19 protein-coding genes are annotated in these 23,675 nt (G+C 74.1%); 11 read left to right on the top strand and 8 right to left on the bottom strand.

The window, feature by feature from the left end; genetic code table 11:
• Window positions 1–8 precede the first annotated feature (8 nt).
• Together SCATT_RS28930 and SCATT_RS28925 are read left to right on the top strand one after the other, a co-directional pair.
• Window positions 9–1,532 carry a M81 family metallopeptidase gene (locus SCATT_RS28930; protein ID WP_014151862.1) on the top strand — a complete coding sequence of 508 codons (1,524 nt, stop codon included), beginning with the start codon at window positions 9–11 and terminating at the stop codon, window positions 1,530–1,532.
• Window positions 1,529–2,302: a copper homeostasis protein CutC gene (locus SCATT_RS28925; RefSeq protein WP_014151863.1), complete on the top strand. Its 774-nt coding sequence runs from the start codon at window positions 1,529–1,531 to the stop codon at window positions 2,300–2,302. Before SCATT_RS28930 ends, SCATT_RS28925 begins: the two co-directional genes overlap by 4 nt.
• A 22-nt stretch (window positions 2,303–2,324) precedes the next feature.
• On the opposite strand, the gene SCATT_RS28920 is transcribed toward SCATT_RS28925, so the two are convergent.
• Entirely contained in the window at window positions 2,325–3,533 is a 1,209-nt protein-coding gene (locus tag SCATT_RS28920) for an FAD-dependent oxidoreductase (protein ID WP_014151864.1), read from the bottom strand.
• 128 nt (window positions 3,534–3,661) lie between these two features.
• On the opposite strand from SCATT_RS28920, the gene SCATT_RS28915 reads away from it, so the two are divergent.
• A complete protein-coding gene (locus SCATT_RS28915; RefSeq protein ID WP_014626751.1) occupies window positions 3,662–4,249 on the top strand; it encodes a TetR/AcrR family transcriptional regulator in 588 nt (195 codons plus the stop codon).
• Window positions 4,250–4,269: 20 nt separating this feature from the next.
• On the opposite strand, the gene SCATT_RS28910 is transcribed toward SCATT_RS28915, so the two are convergent.
• Entirely contained in the window at window positions 4,270–4,902 is a 633-nt protein-coding gene (locus SCATT_RS28910; RefSeq protein ID WP_014151866.1) for a TetR/AcrR family transcriptional regulator, read from the bottom strand.
• An 86-nt stretch (window positions 4,903–4,988) separates the two neighbouring features.
• Between SCATT_RS28910 and SCATT_RS28905 the strand changes: the two genes are divergently transcribed.
• On the top strand, window positions 4,989–5,930 hold the full coding sequence (locus SCATT_RS28905; RefSeq protein WP_014151867.1) for an aldo/keto reductase: 942 nt from the start codon (window positions 4,989–4,991) through the stop codon (window positions 5,928–5,930).
• Between the two features lies 1 nt (window position 5,931).
• Here the strand turns inward: SCATT_RS28905 and SCATT_RS28900 are convergent, their stop codons facing one another.
• Window positions 5,932–6,597 (bottom strand): nitroreductase, encoded by a 666-nt coding sequence (locus SCATT_RS28900; protein WP_014151868.1) that lies wholly within the window; start codon window positions 6,595–6,597, stop codon window positions 5,932–5,934.
• A gap of 98 nt (window positions 6,598–6,695) precedes the next feature.
• Here SCATT_RS28900 and SCATT_RS28895 point away from each other — a divergent pair, with 98 nt between their 5' ends.
• Window positions 6,696–7,598, top strand: coding sequence for a sigma-70 family RNA polymerase sigma factor (locus SCATT_RS28895; protein ID WP_014151869.1), 903 nt, complete (start codon window positions 6,696–6,698; stop codon window positions 7,596–7,598).
• Window positions 7,599–7,626: 28 nt separating this feature from the next.
• Here the strand turns inward: SCATT_RS28895 and SCATT_RS28890 are convergent, their stop codons facing one another.
• Both SCATT_RS28890 and SCATT_RS28885 read right to left on the bottom strand, forming a co-directional pair.
• Window positions 7,627–8,859: a S53 family peptidase gene (locus tag SCATT_RS28890; RefSeq protein ID WP_014151870.1), complete on the bottom strand. Its 1,233-nt coding sequence runs from the start codon at window positions 8,857–8,859 to the stop codon at window positions 7,627–7,629.
• 162 nt (window positions 8,860–9,021) lie between these two features.
• Window positions 9,022–9,216, bottom strand: a complete 195-nt coding sequence (locus tag SCATT_RS28885) for a hypothetical protein (RefSeq protein ID WP_014151871.1) — start codon at window positions 9,214–9,216, stop codon at window positions 9,022–9,024.
• Window positions 9,217–9,346: 130 nt separating this feature from the next.
• Here SCATT_RS28885 and SCATT_RS28880 point away from each other — a divergent pair, with 130 nt between their 5' ends.
• Complete coding sequence (locus SCATT_RS28880; protein ID WP_014151872.1) at window positions 9,347–10,261, top strand: hypothetical protein; 915 nt, start codon at window positions 9,347–9,349, stop codon at window positions 10,259–10,261.
• On the opposite strand, the gene SCATT_RS28875 is transcribed toward SCATT_RS28880, so the two are convergent.
• Window positions 10,243–10,998 (bottom strand): helix-turn-helix domain-containing protein, encoded by a 756-nt coding sequence (locus tag SCATT_RS28875; protein ID WP_014151873.1) that lies wholly within the window; start codon window positions 10,996–10,998, stop codon window positions 10,243–10,245. The two genes, SCATT_RS28880 and SCATT_RS28875, sit on opposite strands and share 19 nt — an antisense overlap.
• A gap of 259 nt (window positions 10,999–11,257) precedes the next feature.
• On the opposite strand from SCATT_RS28875, the gene SCATT_RS28870 reads away from it, so the two are divergent.
• Genes SCATT_RS28870 through narI form a run of 4 tightly spaced genes read left to right on the top strand, consistent with a single transcriptional unit; the run spans window position 11,258 to window position 17,837 of the window.
• Window positions 11,258–14,974 carry a nitrate reductase subunit alpha gene (locus tag SCATT_RS28870; RefSeq protein WP_014151875.1) on the top strand — a complete coding sequence of 1,239 codons (3,717 nt, stop codon included), beginning with the start codon at window positions 11,258–11,260 and terminating at the stop codon, window positions 14,972–14,974.
• A gap of 3 nt (window positions 14,975–14,977) precedes the next feature.
• Window positions 14,978–16,546, top strand: a complete 1,569-nt coding sequence (gene narH / locus SCATT_RS28865; protein WP_014151876.1) for a nitrate reductase subunit beta — start codon at window positions 14,978–14,980, stop codon at window positions 16,544–16,546.
• Window positions 16,543–17,145 carry a nitrate reductase molybdenum cofactor assembly chaperone gene (narJ, locus tag SCATT_RS28860; RefSeq protein WP_014151877.1) on the top strand — a complete coding sequence of 201 codons (603 nt, stop codon included), beginning with the start codon at window positions 16,543–16,545 and terminating at the stop codon, window positions 17,143–17,145. The genes narH and narJ overlap by 4 nt, the downstream gene beginning before the upstream one ends.
• Window positions 17,142–17,837, top strand: coding sequence for a respiratory nitrate reductase subunit gamma (gene narI, locus SCATT_RS28855; protein WP_014151878.1), 696 nt, complete (start codon window positions 17,142–17,144; stop codon window positions 17,835–17,837). The genes narJ and narI overlap by 4 nt, the downstream gene beginning before the upstream one ends.
• Here the strand turns inward: narI and SCATT_RS28850 are convergent.
• Both SCATT_RS28850 and SCATT_RS28845 read right to left on the bottom strand, forming a co-directional pair.
• The gene (locus SCATT_RS28850; protein ID WP_042507745.1) at window positions 17,801–18,427 is read right to left on the bottom strand and encodes a rhomboid-like protein; all 627 of its coding nucleotides are present in this window, start codon (window positions 18,425–18,427) and stop codon (window positions 17,801–17,803) included. The two genes, narI and SCATT_RS28850, sit on opposite strands and share 37 nt — an antisense overlap.
• 132 nt (window positions 18,428–18,559) lie before the next feature.
• Window positions 18,560–19,399 carry an SDR family NAD(P)-dependent oxidoreductase gene (locus SCATT_RS28845; RefSeq protein WP_014151880.1) on the bottom strand — a complete coding sequence of 280 codons (840 nt, stop codon included), beginning with the start codon at window positions 19,397–19,399 and terminating at the stop codon, window positions 18,560–18,562.
• Between the two features lie 474 nt (window positions 19,400–19,873).
• Between SCATT_RS28845 and SCATT_RS28840 the strand changes: the two genes are divergently transcribed.
• A complete protein-coding gene (locus tag SCATT_RS28840; RefSeq protein ID WP_014151881.1) occupies window positions 19,874–23,668 on the top strand; it encodes a Pls/PosA family non-ribosomal peptide synthetase in 3,795 nt (1,264 codons plus the stop codon).
• Window positions 23,669–23,675: the final 7 nt, after the last annotated feature.

Below are 23,675 nucleotides of genomic sequence, written 5' to 3'. Positions count from 1 at the left end.
GAGGAGCCATGCCGCAACCGCGTACCGCCATCGCCCGTCCCGTCATCGCCATCGCCGGCCTCGGGATCGAATCGTCCACGTTCTCCCCGGCCCGCACCGGGGCCGCCGCCTTCCACCCGCAACGCGGACCGGAGGTCCTTTCCCGCTACCCCTTCCTCGCCCCGGGCCGGCCGCTCGCCGACGCGGCCGACTGGCGCGGCGCGCTGGTGGGCAAGGCGCTGCCCGGCGGCATGGTCACGGCGGACGCCTTCGCCGAACTCTCCGCCGAACTCCTCGACCGGCTGCGCGCGACGCCGCACCTGGACGGCGTCTGGTTCGACATCCACGGGGCCATGACCGTCGAAGGCATCGACGACGCCGAGGCGGTACTCCTCGCCCGGGTCCGCGAGGTCGTCGGCCCCGACGTCCTGGTGTCGACCTCCATGGACCTGCACGGCAACGTCTCCCGCGAACTGGCCCACCTCAGCGACCTGATCACCTGCTACCGGATGGCCCCGCACGAGGACCACATGGAGACCAAGGAACGCGCCGCGCGCAACCTGGTGCACCTGCTCACCACCGGCGCCCCGCGGCCGGTCAAGGCGTGGGTCCCGGTGCCCGTCCTGCTGGCCGGGGAGCAGACCTCGACCCGCATCGAGCCCGGGCGCGGCGTCTACGCGGCGGTCGAGGAGGTCGAGGCGATGGACGGGGTGATCGACGCGGCGATCTGGGTCGGCTACGCCTGGGCCGACGAACCCCGCAACCGCGCGGCGGTGGTCGTCACCGGAACCTCCCGGGACGCCGTCACCGCGGGCGCCGAACGCCTGGCCCGCGGCTTCTGGCGGGCCCGGCGCGACTTCGCCTTCGTCGCGCCGACCGGATCGCTGGACGCCTGCATCGACGAGGCGCTCGCCTCCACCGCCCGCCCCTACTTCATCAGCGACACCGGTGACAACCCGACCGCGGGCGGCGCCGGTGACGTCACCTGGGGGCTGCGACACGTCCTGGCCCGGCCGGAGTTCCAGCGCCCCGACGGCCCGGCCGTCATCTACGCCTCGCTGCCCGCCCCGCAGGCCGTCGCCGCCGCCCTGGAGGCCGGGGTCGGCGCCACCGTCACCGTCACCGGCGGCGCCGCCGTCGACGACCGGCACGCCGGACCGCTCACCATGACCGGGGTCGTCCACGCCGTCAAGCGCGGCGACCGGGACGCAGTCACCGAGGTCGTCCTGCGCGTCGGCAGCGTCCGCGTCATCCTCACCGAACTGCGCAAGCCCTACCACCACGAGCAGGACTTCACCGACCTGGCGCTCGACCCGCGCGCCGCCGACCTCGTCATCGTCAAGATCGGCTACCTCGAACCGGAACTGTTCGCCATGGCCGCCGACTGGAAGCTCGCCCTCACCCCCGGCGGGGTCGACCAGGACCTGGTGCGGCTCGGCCACCGCCGCATCCGCCGCCCGATGTTCCCCTTCGACCCGGACATGGCCGACCCCGATCTGACCGCCCGCGTCATCGCCCCCGCCGACCAGCCGATGACCGGGGCGGACGAGTGACGGCGGCAACCGGAGCCGGGACCGCCCTGGAGATCGCCGTCACCAGCCCGGCCGGGGCCCGGATCGCCCGGGACGGCGGCGCGGACCGCGTGGAGTTGTGCGCATCGCTGGAACTCGGCGGGGTGACCCCGTCGCAGGCGCTCGTGGCGGCGGCGGTGGCCACCGGGGTGCCGGTCCAGGCGCTGGTGCGCTGCCGCCCCGGTGACTTCGTCTACGACGCCGAGGAGATCGCGCTGATGACGGCGGAGGTGCGGTCGGTGGTCGCCGCCGGGGCCGCGGGCGTCGTCGTCGGCGCGCTCACCGAGAAGGGCGCGCTCGACACCGAGGCGGTGCGCCGGTGGGTCGCCGCCGCGCGGGACGCCGCGGTGACGGCGGGGCGTGCGGTGGAGGTCACCTTGCACCGGGCGATCGACCAGTCCGCCGACCCGGTCGCCGCCGCCGCGCTCGCCCCGGGGCTGGGGGTGGACCGGGTGCTCACCTCCGGCGGCGCGGTCACCGCGGTGGACGGCGTCGCCACGATCCGCCGGATCGCCGCCGCCGCGCCCGGGGTCGAGGTGATGGCCGGGGCGGGTGTGCGCCCGTCGGACATCCCCCGTCTCGTCGCCGCCGGGGCCGCCGCCGTCCACCTCTCCGCCAAACGCCCGGCCCCCGCCCGGCGCGGCGGCGCCTGGGTGCCCATGGGCGCCGCGGGCTCGTCGGCCGAGGCGGACACCCACCACGTCACCGACCCCGCCCTGGTGGCCGCGGCGCGGGCCGCCCTCGACGGCTGACCGGCCGGTCGTCCCCGGCGCCCTACGCGCGGCCGGCCTCGCCCTGCCGACGGCGGTACTCGGCCGCCCTCGCCCGGTACTCCTCGTGCTCCGCGGCGTGGTCCGGGGGCAGGTGCGGGGCGTCGGGGGAGGTGGTGGCGAAGAAGCGCCGCAGCGCCGCGTTGGACTGGACGGCGAGTTCGCCGGAGCGGGCGAACATGGCCGCCTCGTGACGGGCCACCGCCGCGTCCACGGTGGCCTCCTCGGCGATGGCGCGGGCGAGTTCGGCGGCGTCGAGGAGGGCGAGGTTGGTGCCGTGCCCGCCGAACGGTGCCATCAGGTGGGCCGCGTCGCCGACGAGGGTGGCGCCGGGCACCCGCCGCCAGGTCAGCGGCGCGGGCAGGGCGTGGAAGGCACGGGGCAGGTAGTCGCTGTCGTTGTCGGTGAGCATCGGACGCATCAGCGCCGACCAGCCGCTGAACTCCCGCAGCAGGAAGGCGCGGACGGCCGCGCGGTCGGTGAGGTCGACACCGGCCCGGGTGTGCCAGTCGGCCTCGGCGCGGAACGCGATGTAGCCGCGCACCACACCGTCGCTGTTGCGCTGGACGATCACCGCGCGGCCGTCACCGTCGTTGGCGAACATGTGGCCGTGGCCGACGAGTTCGGCGATGCCGGGGTGGCGGGTGTCGACGTCGTCGTACCGGACGTCGAGGAAACACACCCCGAGGTACTCCGGTACCGCGTCGGTCAGCAGCGGGCGGACCTTCGACCAGGCGCCGTCCGCGCCGACGACCAGGTCGGCGGAGACCCGGCCGCCGTCGGCGAACTCCAGCAGATGCGCGCCGTCGCCGTCGGGGGCGACCCGCAGCAGCTTGTGGCCCCAGCGGACGGTGCCGGGCCGCAGGTGTGCGTGGAGCATGGCGCGCAGCTGGCCGCGGTCGATCTCGGGGGCCGCGGTGTCGTCGTCGGTGGGGACGAACGCGGCGCGGACGGTGCCGTGGTGGTCGCGGCTGGTCTTGGCCTGGCCCTCGGTACGGGCCAGCGCCATGAAGGCGTCCATCAGACCGGCGTCCTCCAGGGCGATCTGGCCCGAGTCGGCGTGCAGGTCGAGGGTGCCTCCCGGGTCGCGGGAGTCCACGGCGGTGTCCGCGTCGTAGACGGCCGCTTCGATGCCGTGCCGCTGGAGTACGCGGGCGCACATCAGCCCGGCGGGCCCGCCGCCGACGATGGCGATGCGGGGTGTGGTGGTCATGGGTGGGTCCTTGTCGTGTCGCCGGTCCGGCCGGGGCGACCGGACGCCACCACAGTAAGTGAAGCCGCTAAATATATGCAACAGCTCAACTTTTTGATCCGATGCGCTAAAGTGGCGGGGTGACCGAGATGGGGCGCCGTGAGCGCAAGAAGGCCGCCACTCGCCGCGCCCTGGCGGACGCGGCGCTGGAGCTGTTCCTGGAACGCGGGTACGACGCGGTGGGCGTGCGGGACGTCGCCGAGGCCGCCGACGTCTCCGTGACCACGCTGTTCAAGCACTTCCCGGACGGCAAGGAAGCGCTCGTCTTCGACGAGGACGCCGACCGCGAGGCCGCGTTGACCGCCGCCGTCCGCGACCGTCCCGCCGGCCACAGTGTCCCCCAGGCGCTGCGCCGGATGCTCCGCGGCGAACGCGCCCGCCAGGTGCGCGACGACCCCCGCTTCCCCGACTTCCTCCGCCTGATCGAGACCACCCCGGCGCTGCGCGAGTACGCCCGCCGGATGTGGCTGCGGCACGAGAACGCCCTGGCCTCGGCGATCGCCGAGGACGCCGGACTGCCCGCCGGCGACCCCGGCTGCCAGGCGCTGGCCCACTTCGCCCTGGAGGCCGTCGCCCTCGTCCACGGCCGCGCCGACTCCGAGGCCGCCCTCGACCGGATCTTCGACCTCCTCGACCACGGCTGGAGTGGCGGCGGTGCGGCGGGCGAGCGGGCGTAAGCCGGTCAACTCCCCGGCGGCTACGCCTCGTCGGCGGGAACGCCGGTCGGACGCAGCGCGGCCATGACGAGGTCGAGCAGGCGCCCGGTGCGTTCCGGGGGGTCGGCCTCCGCCGTGGAGAGCAGCACGCCCACGAGCATCGCGGTGACGTCGTCCGGCTCGACGTCGGAGCGGAGCGACCCCGCTTCGGCCCCGGCGGCGAGGAGTTCTGCGATGGCGGCGGTGACGCGTTCCCGGGTGGACGGGGTGGCGATGCGCCCGGACGCCCAGCCGGCCCGGAGCGTGTCGAGCATCCCGCGCTTCGTCGCGATGAACGCGGCGTAGCGGTCCATCCACGCCCGCAGCGCCGCGTCCGGCGCCAGCTCCCGCAGCAGAGCCGGGACGGCGTCGGTGACGTCGTCGAGCTCGGCGGCGTACACCGCCTCCACCAGCGCCTCCCGGGTCGGGAAGTGGCGGTAGAGGGTGCCGATCCCCACGCCAGCCTCGCGGGCGATGGTCTCCAGCGGGACGGTGTCGTCGGCGGACGCGAACGCGGCCCGGGCCACGGCGATCAGCCGGTCGCGGTTGCGCAGCGCGTCGGCGCGGGGCGCGCGGGCGGCTCGCCGCTTCGGTCCGGGTTCCTTTTCCGGTGGTGTGGAGTGGGCGCGGTTCAAAACGGAGGGACCTCCGGTAATAGTGCTACAGTCGCCATAGCGGAGGTTCCTCCGCTTCACTCATCGTCTCATGAGGACGGACGCCCATGACCACCGACAGCACCCTCACCCCGCAGCACACGGCCTCCGGCGCGCCCCGTGCCGGAGGGGCCGCGGACCTGGCGGGCCGGACGGTCTCCCGCATCGGCTACGGCGCGATGCAACTGGAACACCTGCGCGCCGACCGCCGCGCCGCGATCGCCCTGCTGCGCCGCGTGGCCGAACTCGGCGTCGACCACGTCGACACCGCCCACTTCTACGGCGACGGTTTCGTCAACGACGTCATCCGGGACGCGTTCCGCCCCGAGGACGGCATCACGGTCGTCAGCAAGGTCGGCGCCGACCCCGAACCCGACCCCGGCGCCGCCCGCACGCTCCGCCCCGCACAGCGGCCCGAGGAACTACGGGCGAGCGTCGAGGCCAACCTGACCGGCCTCGGCCTCGACCACATCCCGGTGGTCAACCTCCGCCGCCTCGACGCCGGTCCGGGACTGCGGGCCGAGGGTGATCAACGGGTCGACCTCGACGACCAGTTGGCGGTGCTCACCGCGCTGCGCGACGCGGGCAAGATCGGCGCGATCGGCCTGAGCGGCGTCACCCTCGACATACTGCGCCGGGCGGTCCCGGCCGGGATCGTCTGCGTCCAGAACGCCTACAGTCTGGTGACCCGCGACGACGAGGAGATGCTGCGGCTGTGCGCCGCGGAAGGCATCGCGTGGGTTCCGTTCTTCCCGCTCGGCGGCGCCTTCCCCGGCGTGCCGAAGGTCACCGACGACCCGGCCGTCCTCGCCGTCGCCCGCTCCCTCGGCCACACCCCCGCCCAGATCGGCCTCGCCTGGCTGCTCCGCCACGCGCCCCACGTCCTCCTCATCCCCGGCACCGCCAACCCCCGCCACCTGGAGGAGAACATCGCCGCCGGGGCCATCCACCTCGACGCCACCACGCTCGCGGCGCTGGACGCCGTCGCCCGCCCGACCGGGTCCGGCTGACCTACCCGTCCAGGAACGTCACGGTCTCGCCGAGTGGTGCCCGGTCGGTGCGGGTCTGCGGCGCGGCGGCGTCCTCGTAACCGATGGACAAACCGCAGAAGAGGATCAGGTCCGACGGGGGCGACACGATCTCGGCGACCGTCGACCGGTACACCGACCAGGCCATCTGCGCGCAGCTGTGCAGCCCTTCGGCGCGCAGCAGGAGCATCACGGTCTGCAGGTACATCCCCGTGTCGGCCCACTGGCCCGGCCCCATGGCGCGGTCGAGGTAGCAGAACGCGGCCACCGGTGCGCCGAAGCAGTCCCAGTTGGCGGCGACGGCTTCGTGCCGTGCCCGCTCGTCCTCCCAGGGTATGCCCATCGCGGCGTAGCGCTGCCGGGCCGCCGCGAACCGGCGTTCCCGGTACGGGGATCGCAGCTCCGGCGGGTACATCGGGTATTCCCGCGGGTCACCGGGGTCGCCGGCGGCCACCCGTGCCGCGGTGCGTTTCCGCAGGTCCGCCAGGGGCGCGCCGGTCAGCACGTAGAGGTGCCACGGCTGGAGGTTGCCGCCGGACGGGGACCGTCTCGCGGCGCGCAGCACACGCTCCAGCGCCTCGCGCGGCACCGGCTCCGCGCTGAACCGCCGCACCGCCCGCCGGCTCGCCACCGCCTCGTAGACATCCACGAAGATGCCCCTTCCTTCCTCGGTCGTCCGCCCCCCGGCCGTCCAACGGCCGGAGGGTCCTACCGTGTTGACGGACGACCACGGGGAAAGGTGACCGGTTGAACGCGCACGACGCCCTCGCGGCGGACTTCGAGACGCACCGCGACCGCCTGCGCGCGGTCGCCCACCGCCTGCTCGGCTCGCACGGCGAGGCGGAGGACGCCGTGCAGGAGGCCTGGCTGCGGCTGGCCCGCGCCGACGCGGACGCCATCGACACCATGGGCGGTTGGCTCACCACCACGGTCTCCCGGATCTGCCTGGACATGCTGCGTTCCCGCGCCGCCCGGCGGGAGAGGCCGGCCGGGCTGCCGGGGCCCGAGGAGGACCGGGACACCGGCGTGGACGGCGACCCGGAACAGCGGACACTGCTGGCCGACTCGGTGGGACGCGCCGTGCTGGTCGTCCTGGTCCGGCTGGGCCCCGCCGAACGGGTCGCCTTCGTGCTGCACGACATGTTCGCGGTGCCGTTCGGCGAGATCGCGCCCGTCGTCGGCCGCTCGCTCGCCGCCGCCAAGCAACTCGCCAGCCGGGCCCGCCGCAAGGTGCGCGGCGCCCCGGCCGTGTCCGGTGCGGAACTCGCGCGCCAGCGCGGCGTGGTGGAAGCCTTCCTGGCGGCGTCGCGGGCGGGCGACCTCGACGCGATACTCGCCGTCCTCGCCCCCGACGTCGTACGGCGCGCGGACCCCGCGGCGCCGGTCGCGGGCCGGCCGGCCGAGGTGACCGGCGCCCACGCCGTGGCCCGGGAGATCGCCGTCTTCGGGCGGAACGCGCACCTCGCGGAGGCACTGCTGGTCGACGGCGTCGTGGGCATCGCGGTGGCGCCGTACGGCCGGTTGCGGCTCGCCGTCCTCGTCACCAGCGCCGGCGACCGGGTCACCGGCTACGAACTGGTCGCCGCCCCGGACCGGCTGCGCGGGCTGGAGCTGGCGTTGCTCGACGCGGGGCGGCCCTGGAACGCGTAGGCGTCCGGGCCGCCCCGGCCGGGTGGGGTCAGCCGGTGAAGGCGGCCAGACCGTTGGGGGTGCCGAGGCCGGTGGGGCCGTCGTAGCCGGTGCCTGCGGTGCACAGGTAGGCGGGGGAGCAGCTGGCGGTGGAGCCGGTGGTCACGTCGTTGAGCGCGCCGGGGTGGGCGTAGGCGTCGGCGGCGGGGTAACTGGCGGACGGGGCACCGGCGTCGGCGTAGACGCCGGCGATCAGCGGGGCGGCCACGCTCGTTCCGCCGTAGACGGTCCAGCCGGAGCCGCCGTAGGTCTGGTAGACGGCGACACCGGTGGCCGGGTCGGCGACGGCCGAGACGTCGGCGACGGTGCGCTCGGCGCAGCCGCTGTCGGTCTGCCAGGACGGCTTGGGCTCGTAGGCGGAGCAGCCGGAGCCGGCGCCCTCGGTGCTGGAGGTGGACCACACGCTCTCGCTCCAGCCGCGGGCGGTGCTGGAGTCACGCTTCAGCGCGGTGCCGCCGACCGCGGTGACGTACGGCGAGGACGCCGGGTATTCCACCCCGTAGCCGCCGTCGCCCGAGGAGACGGTGATGGCGACGCCCGGGTGGTTGAAGTAGGTGGAGTCGTAGCCGGTGTCCGAGGAGGACTCCGAGCCGCCGTAGCTGTTGGAGACGAACTTGGCGCCGAGCTTGACGGCGGTGTTGACCGAGGCGCCCAGGTCCGTCATGTTGGCGGTGTTCGCCTCCACGAGGATGATGTGCGCGTTCGGTGCCATCGCGGAGACCATGTCGAGGTCGAGGGAGATCTCCCCGGCCCAGCCGCTGTTGGCGCGCGGGTACTTGGTGCCTCCGGTCTCGTTGACCTTCTTGAAGCAGCCGTTGGCGGTGGTGCAGGCGGGCAGGCCGTACTGGCTGCGGTAGGTGGCCAGGTCGGACTCGGCGTTGGGGTCGTCGTAGGCGTCGACGATCGCGACCGTCTGCCCCGAGCCGCCGCCCGCCGGGATGTTGTAGGCGCTGCGCAGGTCGGCGGGGCCGTAGCCGGACGGGGTGGCGGCGGGGGTCACGCCCGTCGCGTTGATGTGTTCGGTCACGCTGGTGACGTGCAGCGCGTTGCAGGCGGCGGTGCCGGGAGCCGCGGGCAGGGCGCAGGCGCGGGTCCACGAGACGCCCGGGTGGTGGGCCGTGGCGGCTGCCCCGGCCGGCGCGGTCGTCGCCAGACCGCAGACGACGAGCGCGGCGACGCCCGCCGCGGACAGGGCGGTTCGGGGTGAGGGTATGTGACGCAACGTACTGCCTCCTGAGGTGGGGGAACGGAGCAGTGCAGGGCGGTGCAGGGGGTGCCACCACGTTCAGTGGTGACGTGCGGGAAACGTACAGTTGTCATTCACGCGTCAACAAGGTGACGTGAGCAAAGGAAGATCAAAGAACCCTGCGGGGCCTGCCGGGAGTCACCGGAGCACGACGGACTCCCCGACCCGCAGCTCGCCCGGCGCCACCACCGTGGCGAGCGCGTCCAGCCGGGTGTCGTGCGCCCGGGCGATGGCCCGCAGCACCAACGGGGAGTGCGGCAGGCCGGGTTGGGCCTCGTTGGCCGTCACGACGTCCGGCCCGAAGCGCCGCCCGTCGACGGGGACGCCGGGCACCGCCGAAGTCGCGGGCCACCTCGACGCCCACCTCGACCGCCGGCCCGGGAGACCACGAGGCGGGCACGCCCCGGACGCCGTGGCCGATCCGTTCAAGACCCGCGGCCCGGCCCCCGCGTACCGTCGCGGCATGGCATGGATCAACGACACCGTGATCGAGCGGGCCGGACGCTTCCTGTGGGCCTCGGGACGGGTGCTGGAACAACGCCGCTTCGCGTTCCTCTTCGGCGACGAGGACGATCCGGCCGGGGTGCTCACCGCCCTGGACGCCTACCGCGGCCGGGACGGCGGATACGCCTACGGGCTCGAACCCGACGTCAGGGGACCGGCACCGCAGCCGATCGCGCTGCCCGCCGCCCTGGCGGTGCTGGAGGAGACCGGGGCGCTGGACGCGTCCCGGGCCCGGCGCCTGTGCGACTGGCTGGCCGGCGTCACCGCCCCGGACGGAGGCGTGCCGGCCGTACTGCCGACCCTGCGCCCCTACCCGCGTCCGCCGTGGCTGCCGATCTCCGGCGAACCCCACGGCGAACTGCTGGCCACCGGGCAGATCCTGGGCCCGCTGCTGCGCCTCGGCGTCGACCACCCCTGGCCGCGCACCGCCACCGAGTTCTGCCGCGCCGCCGTCGAAGGGCTGCGGCAGACCCATCCGTACGAGGTCCGGGCCGCCGTCGCCTTCCTCGACGCGGCCCCCGACCGGACCTGGGCGCGGCGGCAGGCGGAACGCCTGGGTGACCTGGTGCGCGAGCAGCGCCTCGTACTCCTCGATCCGGACCACCCCGAGCGGGTGCGACTCGCCCCCGGGTACGCCCCCGGCGAATACCACCTGCCGCACGACGTCGCCCCGCGTCCGGACAGCCTGGCGCGCGCGTGGTTCACCGACGCGCAGACGCGGCGCGGACTGCGCCATCTCGCCGCCGCGCAGCGGGAGGACGGGGGCTGGCCGATCACCTGGGCCCGCTGGTCGGCGACCACCGAGGTGGAGGCCCGCCCCGGCGTGACGCTCGCCGCGCTGCTCACGCTGCGCGCCTACGACCGCACGCCCTGAGCCGTCCGCCCCGCGCCCAGCAGCACCGTCGGCGGCACGCCGGCGAGGCGGCGGACCTCTCGGGTGAAGTGGGCCTGGTCCGCGTAGCCCGCGCGCAGCGCGACCTCGGCCAGGCCGGCGCCGCCCGCCCGGGCCCGGGCCAGCGCCCGCTGGAAACGCAGCACCGCGTGGAGTGTCTTCGGCCCGTACCCCACCGCGTCCGTCACCCGCCGCCGCAACTGCCGCTCGGACAGGCCGACGTGCCCGGCCAGCGACGACAACCGCACCGGCGCGGGGCGGCCGAGCACCGCCACGGCGTGCTCCACCACGGGATCGGGCGCGTGATCGGTGGGCAGCGAGGCCGCGAACGCGTCCAGCACCCCGGCGGCGCGTGGCCCCTCGGCGCCGGCCAGCCGGTCCGCCAGCCGCCGGACCCGGTCCCGCGGCAGCACTTCCGCGAGCGGCACCTGGAGGTCGCACACCTCCCGCGCGGGCAGCCGTCCCAGCAGCAACCCCGCCGCCCCCGGCCGCAACCGCACCCCCGCGATGCCCGCCCCGGCCCGCACCGGCACCGTCCGCGCCCCCCGGTCCGGCCCGACCACCTCCAGCGCACCGTCACACCACATGAGGTCGACACAGCCGTCCGGCACGACGAGCTGCCCGTGCGCGTCGCCACCGCCGTTCTCCCGCACCCAGACACACACCACATGACGACGCGGCGCCACCGAAGGCTGCCACTGCGCGTACCGGGAGACCATGGGTGACACCTTCCCCCGTCGCGCCGTCGGCGGCAAACGGCAGGCTTCGTTTACCCCCCAAGTATTGCGGACTGCAATGTTCCTCGATCTGGCCATCGTGTCGTCACGGGAAAAACGTTTCGCCTAAAACGCCTGCAAAGTACAAGGAAAGAATGGCGTCTCTTGCGGTCAAACCTCCCGGAACGCCCGCCTTATCCCGCGTGTGGTGCGCGAGTCTTCCGCCCGGAAGCCGACAGTCCGCTGTGAGGAGTAGGTGGTCATGAGGTCCGTCCCGTTCCGTGACCGTGCCGGGCGTTCCGCCGACGCCGTGTCGCAGGCACTGCTGGCGGCGGGGCGGTTGCTGAGCCGGGCGCCGGCCACCGACGACTCCCGCGCGGTCTTCCAGGCGAGGAAGGCGGTCAACGACACGCGGTACCGGGAGCGTTGGGCCCACGACAAGGTGGTGCGCTCCACCCACGGCGTCAACTGCACCGGCTCGTGCTCCTGGCAGGTGTACGTCAAGGACGGCCTGATCACCTGGGAGACCCAGGCGACCGACTACCCGTCCACCGGCCCCGACCGGCCCGAGTACGAGCCGCGCGGCTGCCCGCGCGGCGCCTCGTTCTCCTGGTACACCTACTCGCCGGCCCGGGTGCGCCATCCGTACGCCCGTGGCGTGCTGGTGGAGATGTACCGGGAGGCCAGGGCGCGGCTGGGCGATCCGGTGGCGGCATGGGCCGAGGTCACCGGCGACCCGGAGCGGCGCCGCCGCTACCAGTCGGCCCGCGGCCGGGGCGGGCTGGTGCGCATCGAGTGGGACGAGGCGCTGGAGATCGCCGCCGCCGCGCACGTGCACACGCTGCGGACGTACGGGCCGGACCGGATCGCCGGCTTCTCGCCGATCCCCGCGATGTCGATCGCCTCGCACGCGGTCGGCGCCCGCTTCATGGCGCTGATCGGCGCGCCGATGATCTCGTTCTACGACTGGTACGCGGACCTGCCGATCGCCTCGCCGCAGGTCTTCGGCGACCAGACGGACGTGCCGGAGTCCGGCGACTGGTGGGACGCCGCCTACCTGGTGCTGTGGGGCTCCAACGTGCCCGTCACCCGCACCCCGGACGCCCACTGGATGGCCGAGGCCCGCTACCGGGGGCAGAAGGTGGTGGTGGTCTGCCCGGACTACGCGGACGCCACCAAGTTCGCCGACGAATGGCTCCACCCCCACCCGGGCACCGACGGCGCGGTGGCCATGGCGATGGGACACGTCATCCTCACCGAGTTCTTCGTCCGCCGCCGGGTCGCCTACTTCACCGACTACGTCAAGCGCTTCACCGATCTGCCGTTCCTCGTCGAACTGGAGCAGCGCGGCGCCGACGCCTACGTACCGGGCAAGTTCGTCACCGCCGCCGACCTCGGCATGGAGACCGACTCCCCGGCGCGGCGCTGGCAACCGGTGCTCCTGGACTCGGTCACCGGCCGCCCGGTCGCCCCCAACGGCACGCTGGCCGACCGCTGGGACAAGAGCGGCGAGGGCCGCTGGAACCTCGATCTCGGCGACACCGACCCGGTGCTGACGTTGTATCAGGAAGCCGGTGGCCCGCGCGTCCCGGTGGCACTGCCGCGCTTCGAGCACGGCCCCGGTGAGGTGCTCGTACGCGACGTGCCGGTACGCCGGATCGGGGGCCGCCCGGTCACCACCGTCTTCGACCTGCTGCTGGCGCGGTACGGGGTACGCCGGCCGGGGCTCGGCGGCCGGTGGCCGGAGGGCTACGACGACGCGTCGGTGCCGTGCACCCCGGCCTGGCAGGAGGAGATCACCTCGGTGCCGGCGACCGCCGTGACGCGGGTGGCCCGCGAGTTCGCGCGGACCGCGGAGCAGACCCGCGGCCGGGCCATGATCGTGATGGGCGCGGGCACCAACCACTGGTTCCACTCCGACACCATCTACCGATCCTTCCTCTCCCTGCTGCTGCTCACCGGCTGCCAGGGGGTCAACGGCGGCGGCTGGGCGCACTACGTCGGCCAGGAGAAGGTGCGCCCGCTGGCCGGCTGGCAGCAGCTGTCCACCGCCGCCGACTGGGTCCGGCCCTCCCGGCAGATGGCCGGAACCCCGTACTGGTACCTCCACACCGGCCAGTGGCGTTACGACACCGCGACGCCGGACGCGCTGGCCGCGCCGACCGGACGCCGGCTCTTCGCCGGACGGCACACCGCCGACCTGGTGGCCCAGTCGGTACGCCTGGGCTGGATGCCCTCCTACCCGACGTTCGACACCAACCCGCTGGACCTCGGGCGCGCGGCACACGCCAGCGGGCAGGACCCGGCGCGCTGGGCGGCGGCCCGGATCGCCGCCGGCGACCTCCGCTTCGCCTGCCAGGACCCGGACGCCCCGGCCAACTGGCCCCGCGTGCTCACCGTGTGGCGGGCCAACCTCATCGGCTCGTCCGCCAAGGGCAACGAATACTTCCTGCGCCATCTGCTCGGCGCGCGGGACAACGCCACGGCACCGCCCCTGCCGCCCGGCCGGCGCCCCCGCGACGTCGTCTGGCGCGACGAGGAACCGCACGGCAAGCTCGACCTGCTGCTGGCCGTCGACTTCCGGATGACCTCCACCACCCTCCACGCCGACCTGGTGCTGCCCGCCGCCACCTGGTACGAGAAACACGACCTGTCCAGCACCGACATGCACCCCTACGTGCACGCCTTCTCCCCGGCGATCAGCCCGCCGTGGCAGGCCCGCACCGACTTCGAGATCTTCCACGGCCTCGCCGCCAAGCTGTCGGAACTGGCGGCCGGCCGCCTGGAACGCGCCTACGACCTGGTGGCCACCGCCCTCGGCCACGACACCCCGTACGAGATGGCACAACCCGGCGGGACCGTCCCCGACTGGCGCGACGACGACCGGGCGGCCGAGGCGGGCCACAACCTGCCCCACCTCACCGTGGTGGAACGCGACTACACCACGGTCGCCGACCGGCTCGCGGCCCTCGGACCCCTGCTGGAGGACGACGGCATGCAGGTCAAAGGGGTCACCGTCCGCACCGGCCCGGAGACCCGGTGGCTCGCCGCCCGGTGCGGCACCGCCACCGCGGGGTCCGCGGCCGGCCGCCCGCTCCTCGACACCGACGCCAAGCTGTGCGAAGCCGTCCTCGCCCTGTCCGGCACCACCAACGGGCGCGTCGCCGCCGAAGGCTTCGCGCGCCTGGCCGAACGCTGCGGACCCGCCTCGGACTTCACCGAACTCGCCGAATCCGCCCACGGCCACCGCGTGCTCTTCTCCGACACCCAGGCCCGCCCCGCCCAGGCCGGCGTCAGCTTCGAATGGTCCGGCAAGGAAGGCGCCGACCGCCGCTACGCCCCCTTCACCATCAACACCGAGAACCTCAAGCCCTGGCACACCCTCACCGGCCGCCAGCACTTCTACCTCGACCACGACTGGATTGCCGAGTTCGGCGAACAACTCCCCGTCTACCGGCCCCCGTTGGACCCGCTCACCCTCGGCGGAACACCACATCAGGACGAGGCACCCGACGGCGGACGCACGGTGACCGTGCGCTACCTCACCCCGCACTCGAAGTGGTCCATCCACTCCGAGTACCAGGAGAACCTGCTGATGCAGACCCTCGCGCGCGGCGGCCCCGTGGTGTGGATGAGCCCCGCCGACGCCGAGGCCGTCGGGGCCGCCGACAACGACTGGATCGAGGCGGTCAACCCCAACGGCGTCGTCGTCGCCCGCGCCGTCGTCTCGCACCGTATCCCGCCCGGCACCGTCTTCATGTACCACGTGCAGGAACGCCTGGTGAACGTCCCGAAGTCCGAGGCGACCGGACGGCGCGGCGGCGTGCACAACGCCCTCACCCGGCTGCTGGTCAAACCCACCCACCTGATCGGCGGCTACGCCCAGCTCTCCTTCGCCCCCAACTACTACGGGCCCACCGGCAACCAGCGCGACGCGGTCACCGTCATCCGCCGCCGCTCGCAGAACGTGGAGTACTGACACATGCGCGTCATGGCACAGGTCGCGATGGTGATGAACCTCGACAAGTGCATCGGCTGCCACACCTGCTCGGTCACCTGCAAACAGACCTGGACCAACCGGGCCGGCACCGAATACGCCTGGTTCAACAACGTCGAGACCCGCCCCGGCCAGGGATACCCCCGCCGCTACGAGGACCAGGAGCGCTTCAAGGGCGGCTGGCAACTGCGCCACGGCCGGCTCGTCCCGCGCTCCGGCGGCCGGCTGCGCCGACTGGCCCGGATCTTCGCCAACCCCGAACTGCCCTCGCTGGACGACTACTACCAGCCCTGGACGTACGACTACGAGACCCTCACCACCGCACCGCTCGGCGACGACCTGCCCACCGCCGCCCCGCGCTCCCTGATCGACGGGGCACCCATGGCCGTCACCGGCGGACCCAACTGGGACGACGACCTCGGCGGCGGCCCGGAACACACCGCCGCCGACCCGCTGCTGGAGCGCGTCGGCGACCAGGTGCGCCTGGAGTACGAGCAGGCGTTCATGTTCTACCTGCCACGCATCTGCGAGCACTGCCTCAACCCCAGTTGTGTCGCCGCCTGCCCGTCCGGCGCGATGTACAAGCGCGTCGAGGACGGCATCGTCCTGGTGGACCAGGACCGCTGCCGGGGGTGGCGGATGTGCGTGAGCGGCTGCCCGTACAAGAAGGTGTACTTCAACCACCGCACCGGCAAGGCGGAGAAGTGCACGCTGTGTTATCCGCGCATCGAGGCCGGGGCGCCCACGGTCTGCTCCGAGACCTGCGTGGGCAGGCTGCGCTACCTCGGCGTCGTCCTCTACGACCCGGACCGGGTGGGCGAGGCCGCCTCCGTGCCCGACGAGAAGCAGCTGTACCCGGCGCAGCTCGGCTGCTTCCTCGACCCCGACGACCCGAAGGTGGCGCGCACCGCCGAGGAGTGCGGCATCCCGCACGAGTGGATCACCGCGGCCCGCCGCTCACCGGTGTACGCCCTCATCGCCCGCCACCGGGTGGCCCTGCCGCTCCACCCGGAATACCGCACCATGCCGATGGTCTGGTACATCCCGCCGCTCTCCCCGATCGTCGACGCCCTCGCCGCCGGGGGACACGACGGCGAGGACGCCGGCAACCTCTTCGGCGCCATCGGCAGCCTGCGCATCCCGATGGCCTACCTCGCCGAACTCTTCACCGCCGGCGACACCGCACCGGTGGAGGCCGCGCTGCGCCGACTCGCCGCCATGCGCGCCCACATGCGCCGCGTCAACCTCGGCGAGCCCCCGGACCCGTCCATCGCCGAAGGCGTCGCCATGACCCCCGGCCGGATCGAGGAGATGTACCGGCTGCTGGCGCTCGCCAAGTACGACGAACGCTACGTCATCCCCACCGCCTACCACGCCACCCCGGGCAGCGCCCTGGACACCGGGTGCAGCCTGGAACACACCGGCGGCCCCGGCATGCTGGAGGACACCGCCCCGCCGCGCGGCCGGGTCAACCTCCTCGGCTGGAACGGCCACGGACGCCCGGCCGGACTCTTCCCGGCCCGCCGACCGCACGGCAAGGGGACCACACCGTGAACACCGCCGCCGTCCACCAGGCGGCCTCGCTGCTGCTGCGCTACCCCGACCACGACTGGCCGCACCGGCTGCGCCTGGTCACCACCCACCTCACCGCGTCCGGCGACCCGGCCACCCGCCACCTGCTCGCCTTCTGCCACCACGCGGCGCCGCTGCCGCCGCTGCGGGCGGCGCGGGACTACGTCGCCGTCTTCGACCGCAGCCGCCGCCGCACCCTGCACCTGACCTACTACACCGACGGCGACACCCGGCGCCGTGGCGCCTCCCTGGCCCGGCTGAAGGAGACCTACCGCGCCCACGGCTGGCTCCCCGACCCGGCCGAACTCCCCGACTTCCTGCCGATGATGCTGGAGTTCGCGGCCCGCTGCCCCCGGCCCGGCAGCCGCCTGCTGCTCGACCACCGCGCCGCCGTCGACGCCCTGCGCACCGGCCTGGAACGCCACGGCACCCCCTACACCCACGTGCTCGACGCCGTCCGCGCCACCCTGCCCGGCCGGCGCGCCGCCGCCGTCCCGGCCACCGTCACCCCGCCCGGCACCGAACTCGTCGGCCTGGAACCGTTCCCCACCCATCGCACGCGCGAGGACACCCGACCGTGACACACCTGCACATCACCTTGTGGGCCGTCCTGCCCTACCTGTGCGCCGGCACCCTGATCGCGGGCAGCGCCTGGCGCTACCACTACGACCGCTTCGGCTTCACCACCCGCTCCAGCCAACTCCACGAGAGCCGGCTGCTGCGCGTCGGCTCACCGCTCTTCCACATCGGACTGCTCTTCGTCATCGGCGGACACGTCGTCGGCCTGGTCGTCCCCGAGGACCTCACCCGCCGGCTGCACGTGTCCGAATCCTTCTACCACGCCAACGCCCTGGTGGTGGGCGGTCTCGCGGGCTGCGCGGCCACCGCCGGGCTCGCCGTGCTGTGCTGGCGCCGGCTGCGGGTACCGGCGGTGCGGGCCGCCACCTCACGCAGCGACCGCGTGATGTATCCGGTGCTGGCCGCCGCGCTGCTCGCCGGGCTCGTCACCACCCTGGTCACCACCTCGACCAGCGCGTACGACTACCGCACCGGGGTCGCCGTGTGGTTCCGCAGCCTGTTCACCCTCGACCCCGACGTGGCCGCCATGACCGGCGCCCCGCTCACCTACCAGCTCCACGCGCTGCTCGGCATGGCGCTGTTCACCCTGTGGCCGTTCAGCCGCCTCGTCCACGCCTTCGCCGCCCCGATCGGCTACCTGGTGCGCCCGTACGTGGTCTACCGCCACCGTGGCGCGGCCACCCGGCCCGAGTGAGCCGCCGCGCGGTCGCGCAGCCAGGGCGTGCCGGCGGCCAGGACGCCGAGGCCGACGGAGATCAGATGCCCGGCGTCCGCGAGCGCCTGGTCGACGGCGCAGGCCACCGCCAGCGCGACGGCCAGCAGCGGCAGCGCGTGACGCCGCAGCCGGCCGCCGGCCAGCGCGAGCAGACAGGCGCCCGTGGTGACCAGGCCGTAGCTGATGCCCACGTCCCGGGCCCGGGTCGGCACGTGCAACACCCGCGTCGCGTGCGCCACCCACAACGTGCCCTCGGTGAGCAGTGTCGCCGCCAGATGCCCGTAGAGGAACACACCAAGGGCCCGCGCCGTGCCCCAGCGCCACTCCGCGCAGCCCAGCACGGCGGCGACCGCGCCGATGCCGACCACCACCGGAACGCCGTCCACCACGAGCCCGCTGGTGAACAGCGTCCACCACTTGCCGACGTCGATGTGGTGCACGTTGCTGCTGTTGTGGCGGACGAAACGGGCCCGTTCGGCGGCCGGCTGCCCCGCCAGCCAGCAGGCGGTCACCACCAGCGCCACCACGTACGCCCCCGTACCCCACAACCGCCTCGCACCCCGTGCCATCCGCCGCACCGGTCCGCCTTCACTGTCCACCCGCACGGGGCTCCGTTCCACTCGTCTGAAGGACCGCGGTACGGCCGCGAAGGTTCCCGGCGGCGGGTCGGGTGACGGCCGCCGGGTTCCGCGGGGGCCGGCTCAGGAGAGCAGGCCCCGGATGCGTTCGCGGTCGGCGCGGGAGACGGACGCGGGGCGGCCGGCCGAGACGCCGCCGTCGACCCCGACGTCCTGTCCGGTGACGAGCCGGCTGGCGTCGGAGGCGAACCACAGCGCGGCGGCGGCGATGTCGTCGGTGGAGATGGTCCGGAAGATCGGCTGACTGTCCTTCATCAGCGTCTCGAAGACGGCCACGGCGGAGTCGGCGGAGGCGTCGGCGGCGGACGCCTCGACCCCGGCGCCCTTGGCGAAGATGCCGGTGGGGACGAAGCCGGGGGAGACGCTGTTGACCCGCACCCCGTGTTCACCCAGGTCGATCGCGGCGCACCGGGTGAGATGGAGCACCGCGGCCTTCGCCGTGGAGTAGTCGAGCCCGGACCAGCCGGCGATCTTCCCGGCGAGGCTGGCCACGTTGACGATGCTCCCAGAACCCTGGGCCACCATCTGCCGCCCGGCGTGCTTGATGCCCAGCATCACGCCGGTGACGTGCACCGACAACGTCCGGGCGAAGACCTCCGCGTCGAAGTCGGTCACCGACGCCATGTTCCCCGGGCCGCCGGCGTTGTTGACCATCACGTCGAGCCGTCCGTGGCGTTCGACCGCGTGGCCCACGAGCGCTTCGACGTCGGCCTCCACGGAGACGTCGCAGCGCACGAAGCTCGCCGACGAGCCCAACGCGGCGGCGCGTTCCTCCCCTTCGCGTTCCCGGCGCCCGGCCAGGACGACCCGGGCGCCCTCGGCGACGAACAGCTCGGCGATCCGGGCTCCGATACCGCTCGTCGCCCCGGTGACGACGGCGACCTTCCCCTCCAGGCTCTTCACAACACGCTCCCGACTCGACGGCCCGCCGCGCGCACGCCCGGGCCGGATGGTGACAATGGTCGTGCACCATCATCCCGGCTCCGCCGACGGTGGCTCACCGCCGGGCCCCCGGCACGCGGTGATGGTGACGTGTGCCACTCTTCGGCAACGCGCGCGTTGACTTCGTGTCACCGTTTTATCGACATGAGTTCGCTTAAGCGGCTTTTCATGAGTATTTTGTAAAATATTCCGAAGACTTGGTTCATCGTTTGCGCAACTGTCGCTGACGAAACGGCCCCGGGGCGCGTCTCCACCAGAGCAAGTGCCCGCCACACCCGGCGGGCGATGAATCAGGAGACGGCCTTGACAGTTCAACCGACCCTCCGGAGCCCGTCGGCCCCGGACCTCGCGGCGGCGACCCTATCCGCGGGAGCGGTCTGGCCCGCGGAACCCCCGGCGCCCCCTCGGACGCTCGTCGACATCCTGGCGGCCACCGTGGCCGCCCACCCCGAGGCGCCCGCGGTGGACGACGGAACCGTCGTGCTCTCCTACCGTGCCCTGCTCGCCGACGTCACCGCGTTCGCCGGCAAACTCCGCTCGCACGGCATCGGTCCCGGTGACCGGGTCGGGATACGCGTCCCGTCCGGCACCGCCGATCTGTACGTGGCCGTGCTCGGCGTGCTGCACGCCGGCGCCGCCTACGTCCCGGTGGACGCCGACGACCCCGACGAGCGGGCCGAGATGATCTGGACGGACGCGCGGGTCTGCGCCGTCGTCGGAGCGGGCCTCGCGGTACACCTCCGTCCGGAGGTGGCGGTGGGGGGTGTGGAGCGTGGTCCGGGTCCGGGGGATGACGCGTGGGTGATCTTCACGTCGGGGACGACGGGGCGGCCGAAGGGGGTGGCGGTCGGTCATCGGTCGGCGGCGGCGTTCGTGGACGCGGAGGCGGGGTTGTTCTGCCGGGAGCGGCCGTTGGGTCCGGGGGACCGGGTGCTGGCGGGGTTGTCGGTGGCGTTCGATGCGTCGTGTGAGGAGATGTGGCTGGCGTGGCGGCACGGGGGGTGTCTGGTGCCGGCGCCGCGGGAGGTGGTGCGGGCGGGGGCTGACTTGGGTCCGTGGCTGGTGGAGCGTGGGGTGACGGTGGTCTCCACGGTGCCGACGCTGGCGGCGTTGTGGCCGGTGGAGGCGTTGGCGCGGGTGCGGTTGCTGATCGTGGGGGGTGAGGCGTGTCCGGCTGAGCTGGTGGAGCGGCTGGGTGCGGGGCGGGAGATGTGGAACACCTATGGTCCGACGGAGACCACGGTGGTGGCGTTGGCGGCGCGGCTGGTGCCGGGTGAGCCGGTGCGGATCGGGGTGCCGCTGGCGGGGTGGGAGGTGGCGGTCGTCGACGCCCGTGGCCGTGCGGTGGCGTGGGGTGGGACGGGTGAGTTGTTGATCGCGGGGGTGGGGACGGCTCGTTATCTGGACGCGGTCAAGGATGCGGAGAAGTTCGGTGCGCATCCGGTGTTTCCGGGGCGTCGGGTGTACCGCAGTGGTGATCTGGTGCGGGCGGAGCGGGCGGGTCTGGTCTTCGCCGGACGTGCGGACGAGCAGGTGAAGCTGGCGGGGCGCCGGATCGAACTGGGGGAGGTCGACGCGGCGTTGAGCGCGCTGCCGGGGGTCCGCGCGGCAGCCGCGGCGGTACGGCAGAGCCCGGCCGGCGGCCAGGTGCTCGTCGGTTACCTGGTCGCCGAGGACGGGCCGCTGGACCTGGCGGCCTTGCGGCACCGGCTCCTCGACGCCCTGCCGCAGGCCCTCGTCCCCGTACTGACCGTGGTCGACCGGCTGCCGGTACGCACCTCCGGGAAGGTCGACCGGGCCGCCCTGCCCTGGCCACTGCCGACCCAGGAACGGCCGGCCGACGCGGGCGAGGCGCCGACGGGTACCGCCGGATGGCTCGCCGGACGCTGGCAGGACGTGCTGGGCGTCCCGGTGGACGCCGGGGCCGACTTCTTCGCGCTGGGCGGATCGAGCCTGGCGGCGGCCCGGCTCGTCACCGTACTGCGGGAACGGTTCCCCGAGGTGTCGGTGGCCGACGTCTACCGCCACCCCACGCTGACCGAACTCGCCGCCCGCCTCGACGAGTTCGCCGACTCCGGCACCGCCCGGCGCGAGGTGCGCCCGGTCCCGCGCCGCACCGGCGTCGTGCAGTTCCTCGTGCTCCTCGTGCTCTTCACCGTGACCGGGATCCGCTGGCTGCTGGCCGTGGCGGCCATGGACGACCTGGTCGGACCGGTGCGCTGGGCACCCCACGCGTCCTGGTGGGCGATCGGCGCGGGATGGCTGGCGCTGTCCAGCGCGCCCGCCCGGCTGCTCATCGGCGCGGGCGCGGCCCGGCTGCTCACCCGGGGGATCCGCCCGGGCAGCCACCCGCGCGGCGGCCGGGTCCACCTGCGGGTGTGGACCGCCGAACGCGTCGTGGCCGCCTTCGGCGTGCCCTCGCTGCTCGGCACGCCCTGGGCACGGCTCTACGCCAAGCTGCTGGGATGCCGGGTCGGACGCGGCGTGGTGCTGCACGCCATGCCGCCGGTGACCGGCATGGCGGAGTTCGGCGACGGCTGCGTGCTGGAACCCGAGGCCGACGCGTCCGGGCACTGGCTCGACGGCGACCAGTTGCGGCTCGGCCCGGTCCGGCTCGGCCCCGGCGCCCGCGTCGCCACCCGCGCCACGCTGCTGCCCGGCGCCCGGGTCGGCGCCGGCGCCGACATCGCGCCGGGTGCCGCCGTCACCGGCGAGGTGCCCGACGGCGAGCGGTGGACCGGCAGCCCGGCCCGCCCCGACCAGGACACCGCCGACCACACCTGGCCGAAGCCGCGTACCGCCGACTCGCGCCGCTGGCACGCCGCGTACGGCGCCGCGCTGCTCGGCTTCAACGCGCTGCCGCTGCTCGCCGCCGTGCCCGCGCTCGCGGTGCTGTGGTGGCTCGCCAGGGAGACCACCACACTCGGTGGGCTCGTCACCGTCCTGTTGTGGACCGCGGTGCCGCTGACCCTGCTGTCCCTGGTGTGCTACGCCGGTCTGCTGGCGCTGACGGTACGGATCGTGGGACGCGGCCTGACCCCCGGACACCACCCGGCCGACGGCCGCGCCGCGTGGTGCGCCTGGGTGGTCACCCGGCTGATGGACCAGGCGCGCGGCTCGCTCTTCCCGCTCTACGCCAGCCTGTTGACGCCCACCTGGATGCGGGCGCTCGGCGCGCGGGTGGGACGCCGCGCCGAGATCTCCACCGTGCTGGCGCTGCCGGGGCTGACCACGGTGGACGACGGTGCCTTCCTCGCCGACGACACCCTGGTGGCCCCCTTCGAGGTGCGCGGCGGCTGGCTGCGGCTGGGCCGCTCCGCGATCGGCGAGCGGGCGTTCGTCGGCAACTCCGGCATCGTCGGCCCCGACCGCGCCCTGCCCGACAACGCCCTGGTCGGTGTCTTGTCGGACGCCCCCGCACACGCCGAGCCGGGTGGCTCGTGGCTGGGCCGCCCCACCCTGCCGGTGCCCCGCAAGGCCGACGGCGGCGACCCGAGCCGCACCTACGACCCGCCCCGCCGGCTGGTCGCCGCCCGCGCCGCGGTCGAACTGTGCCGCGTCGTCCCGGTGTTGTGCACCGTCCTGCTCGCCGACGTCTCGTTCGCCGCGTTGCAGGATGTGGTCGACGCCGACGGCTGGACCGCGGCCGGGCTGCTCGCCGGGGTGATCCTGTTCGCCGCCGGAGTGGTGGCCTGCCTGCTCACCACGGCCGCCAAGTGGCTGCTGGTGGGCCGGTTCCGGGCCGCCGAGCACCCGTTGTGGAGCTCGTTCGTGTGGCGCAACGAGCTGTACGACACCTTCGTCGAGGAGGTCGCCATGCCGTGGCTGGGCTCCGCCGTCATCGGCACCCCGCTGCTCAACGCGTGGCTGCGCACCCTCGGCGCGCGGATCGGACGCGGCGTGTGGTGCGACAGCCACTGGCTGCCGGAGACCGACCTGGTGCGGCTGGACGACGGGGCGAGCGTCAACCGGGGCTGCGTGCTCCAGACCCACCTGTTCCACGACCGCCTGATGCGGGTGGACGCCGTCCACCTCGGCCGGGGCGCCACGCTCGGCCCGCACTCCATCGCGCTGCCGGCCACCACGGTGGCGGACGGCACGGTGGTGGGCCCGGCCTCGCTGGTGATGCGGGGCGAACGGCTGCCGGCCGACACCCGGTGGCTCGGCAACCCGGTGGCCGCCTGGACGACCGGGCCGGCCGACGCCGACCGCACCCCCGGCGCCGTCTGAGGCGCCA

The sequence above is a fragment of the Streptantibioticus cattleyicolor NRRL 8057 = DSM 46488 genome (genome assembly GCF_000240165.1).
Taxonomy (GTDB): Bacteria; Actinomycetota; Actinomycetes; order Streptomycetales; family Streptomycetaceae; genus Streptantibioticus; species Streptantibioticus cattleyicolor.
The sequence above is the reverse complement of the archived record's forward strand: the minus strand, read 5'-3'. Positions and strand labels throughout refer to the sequence as shown.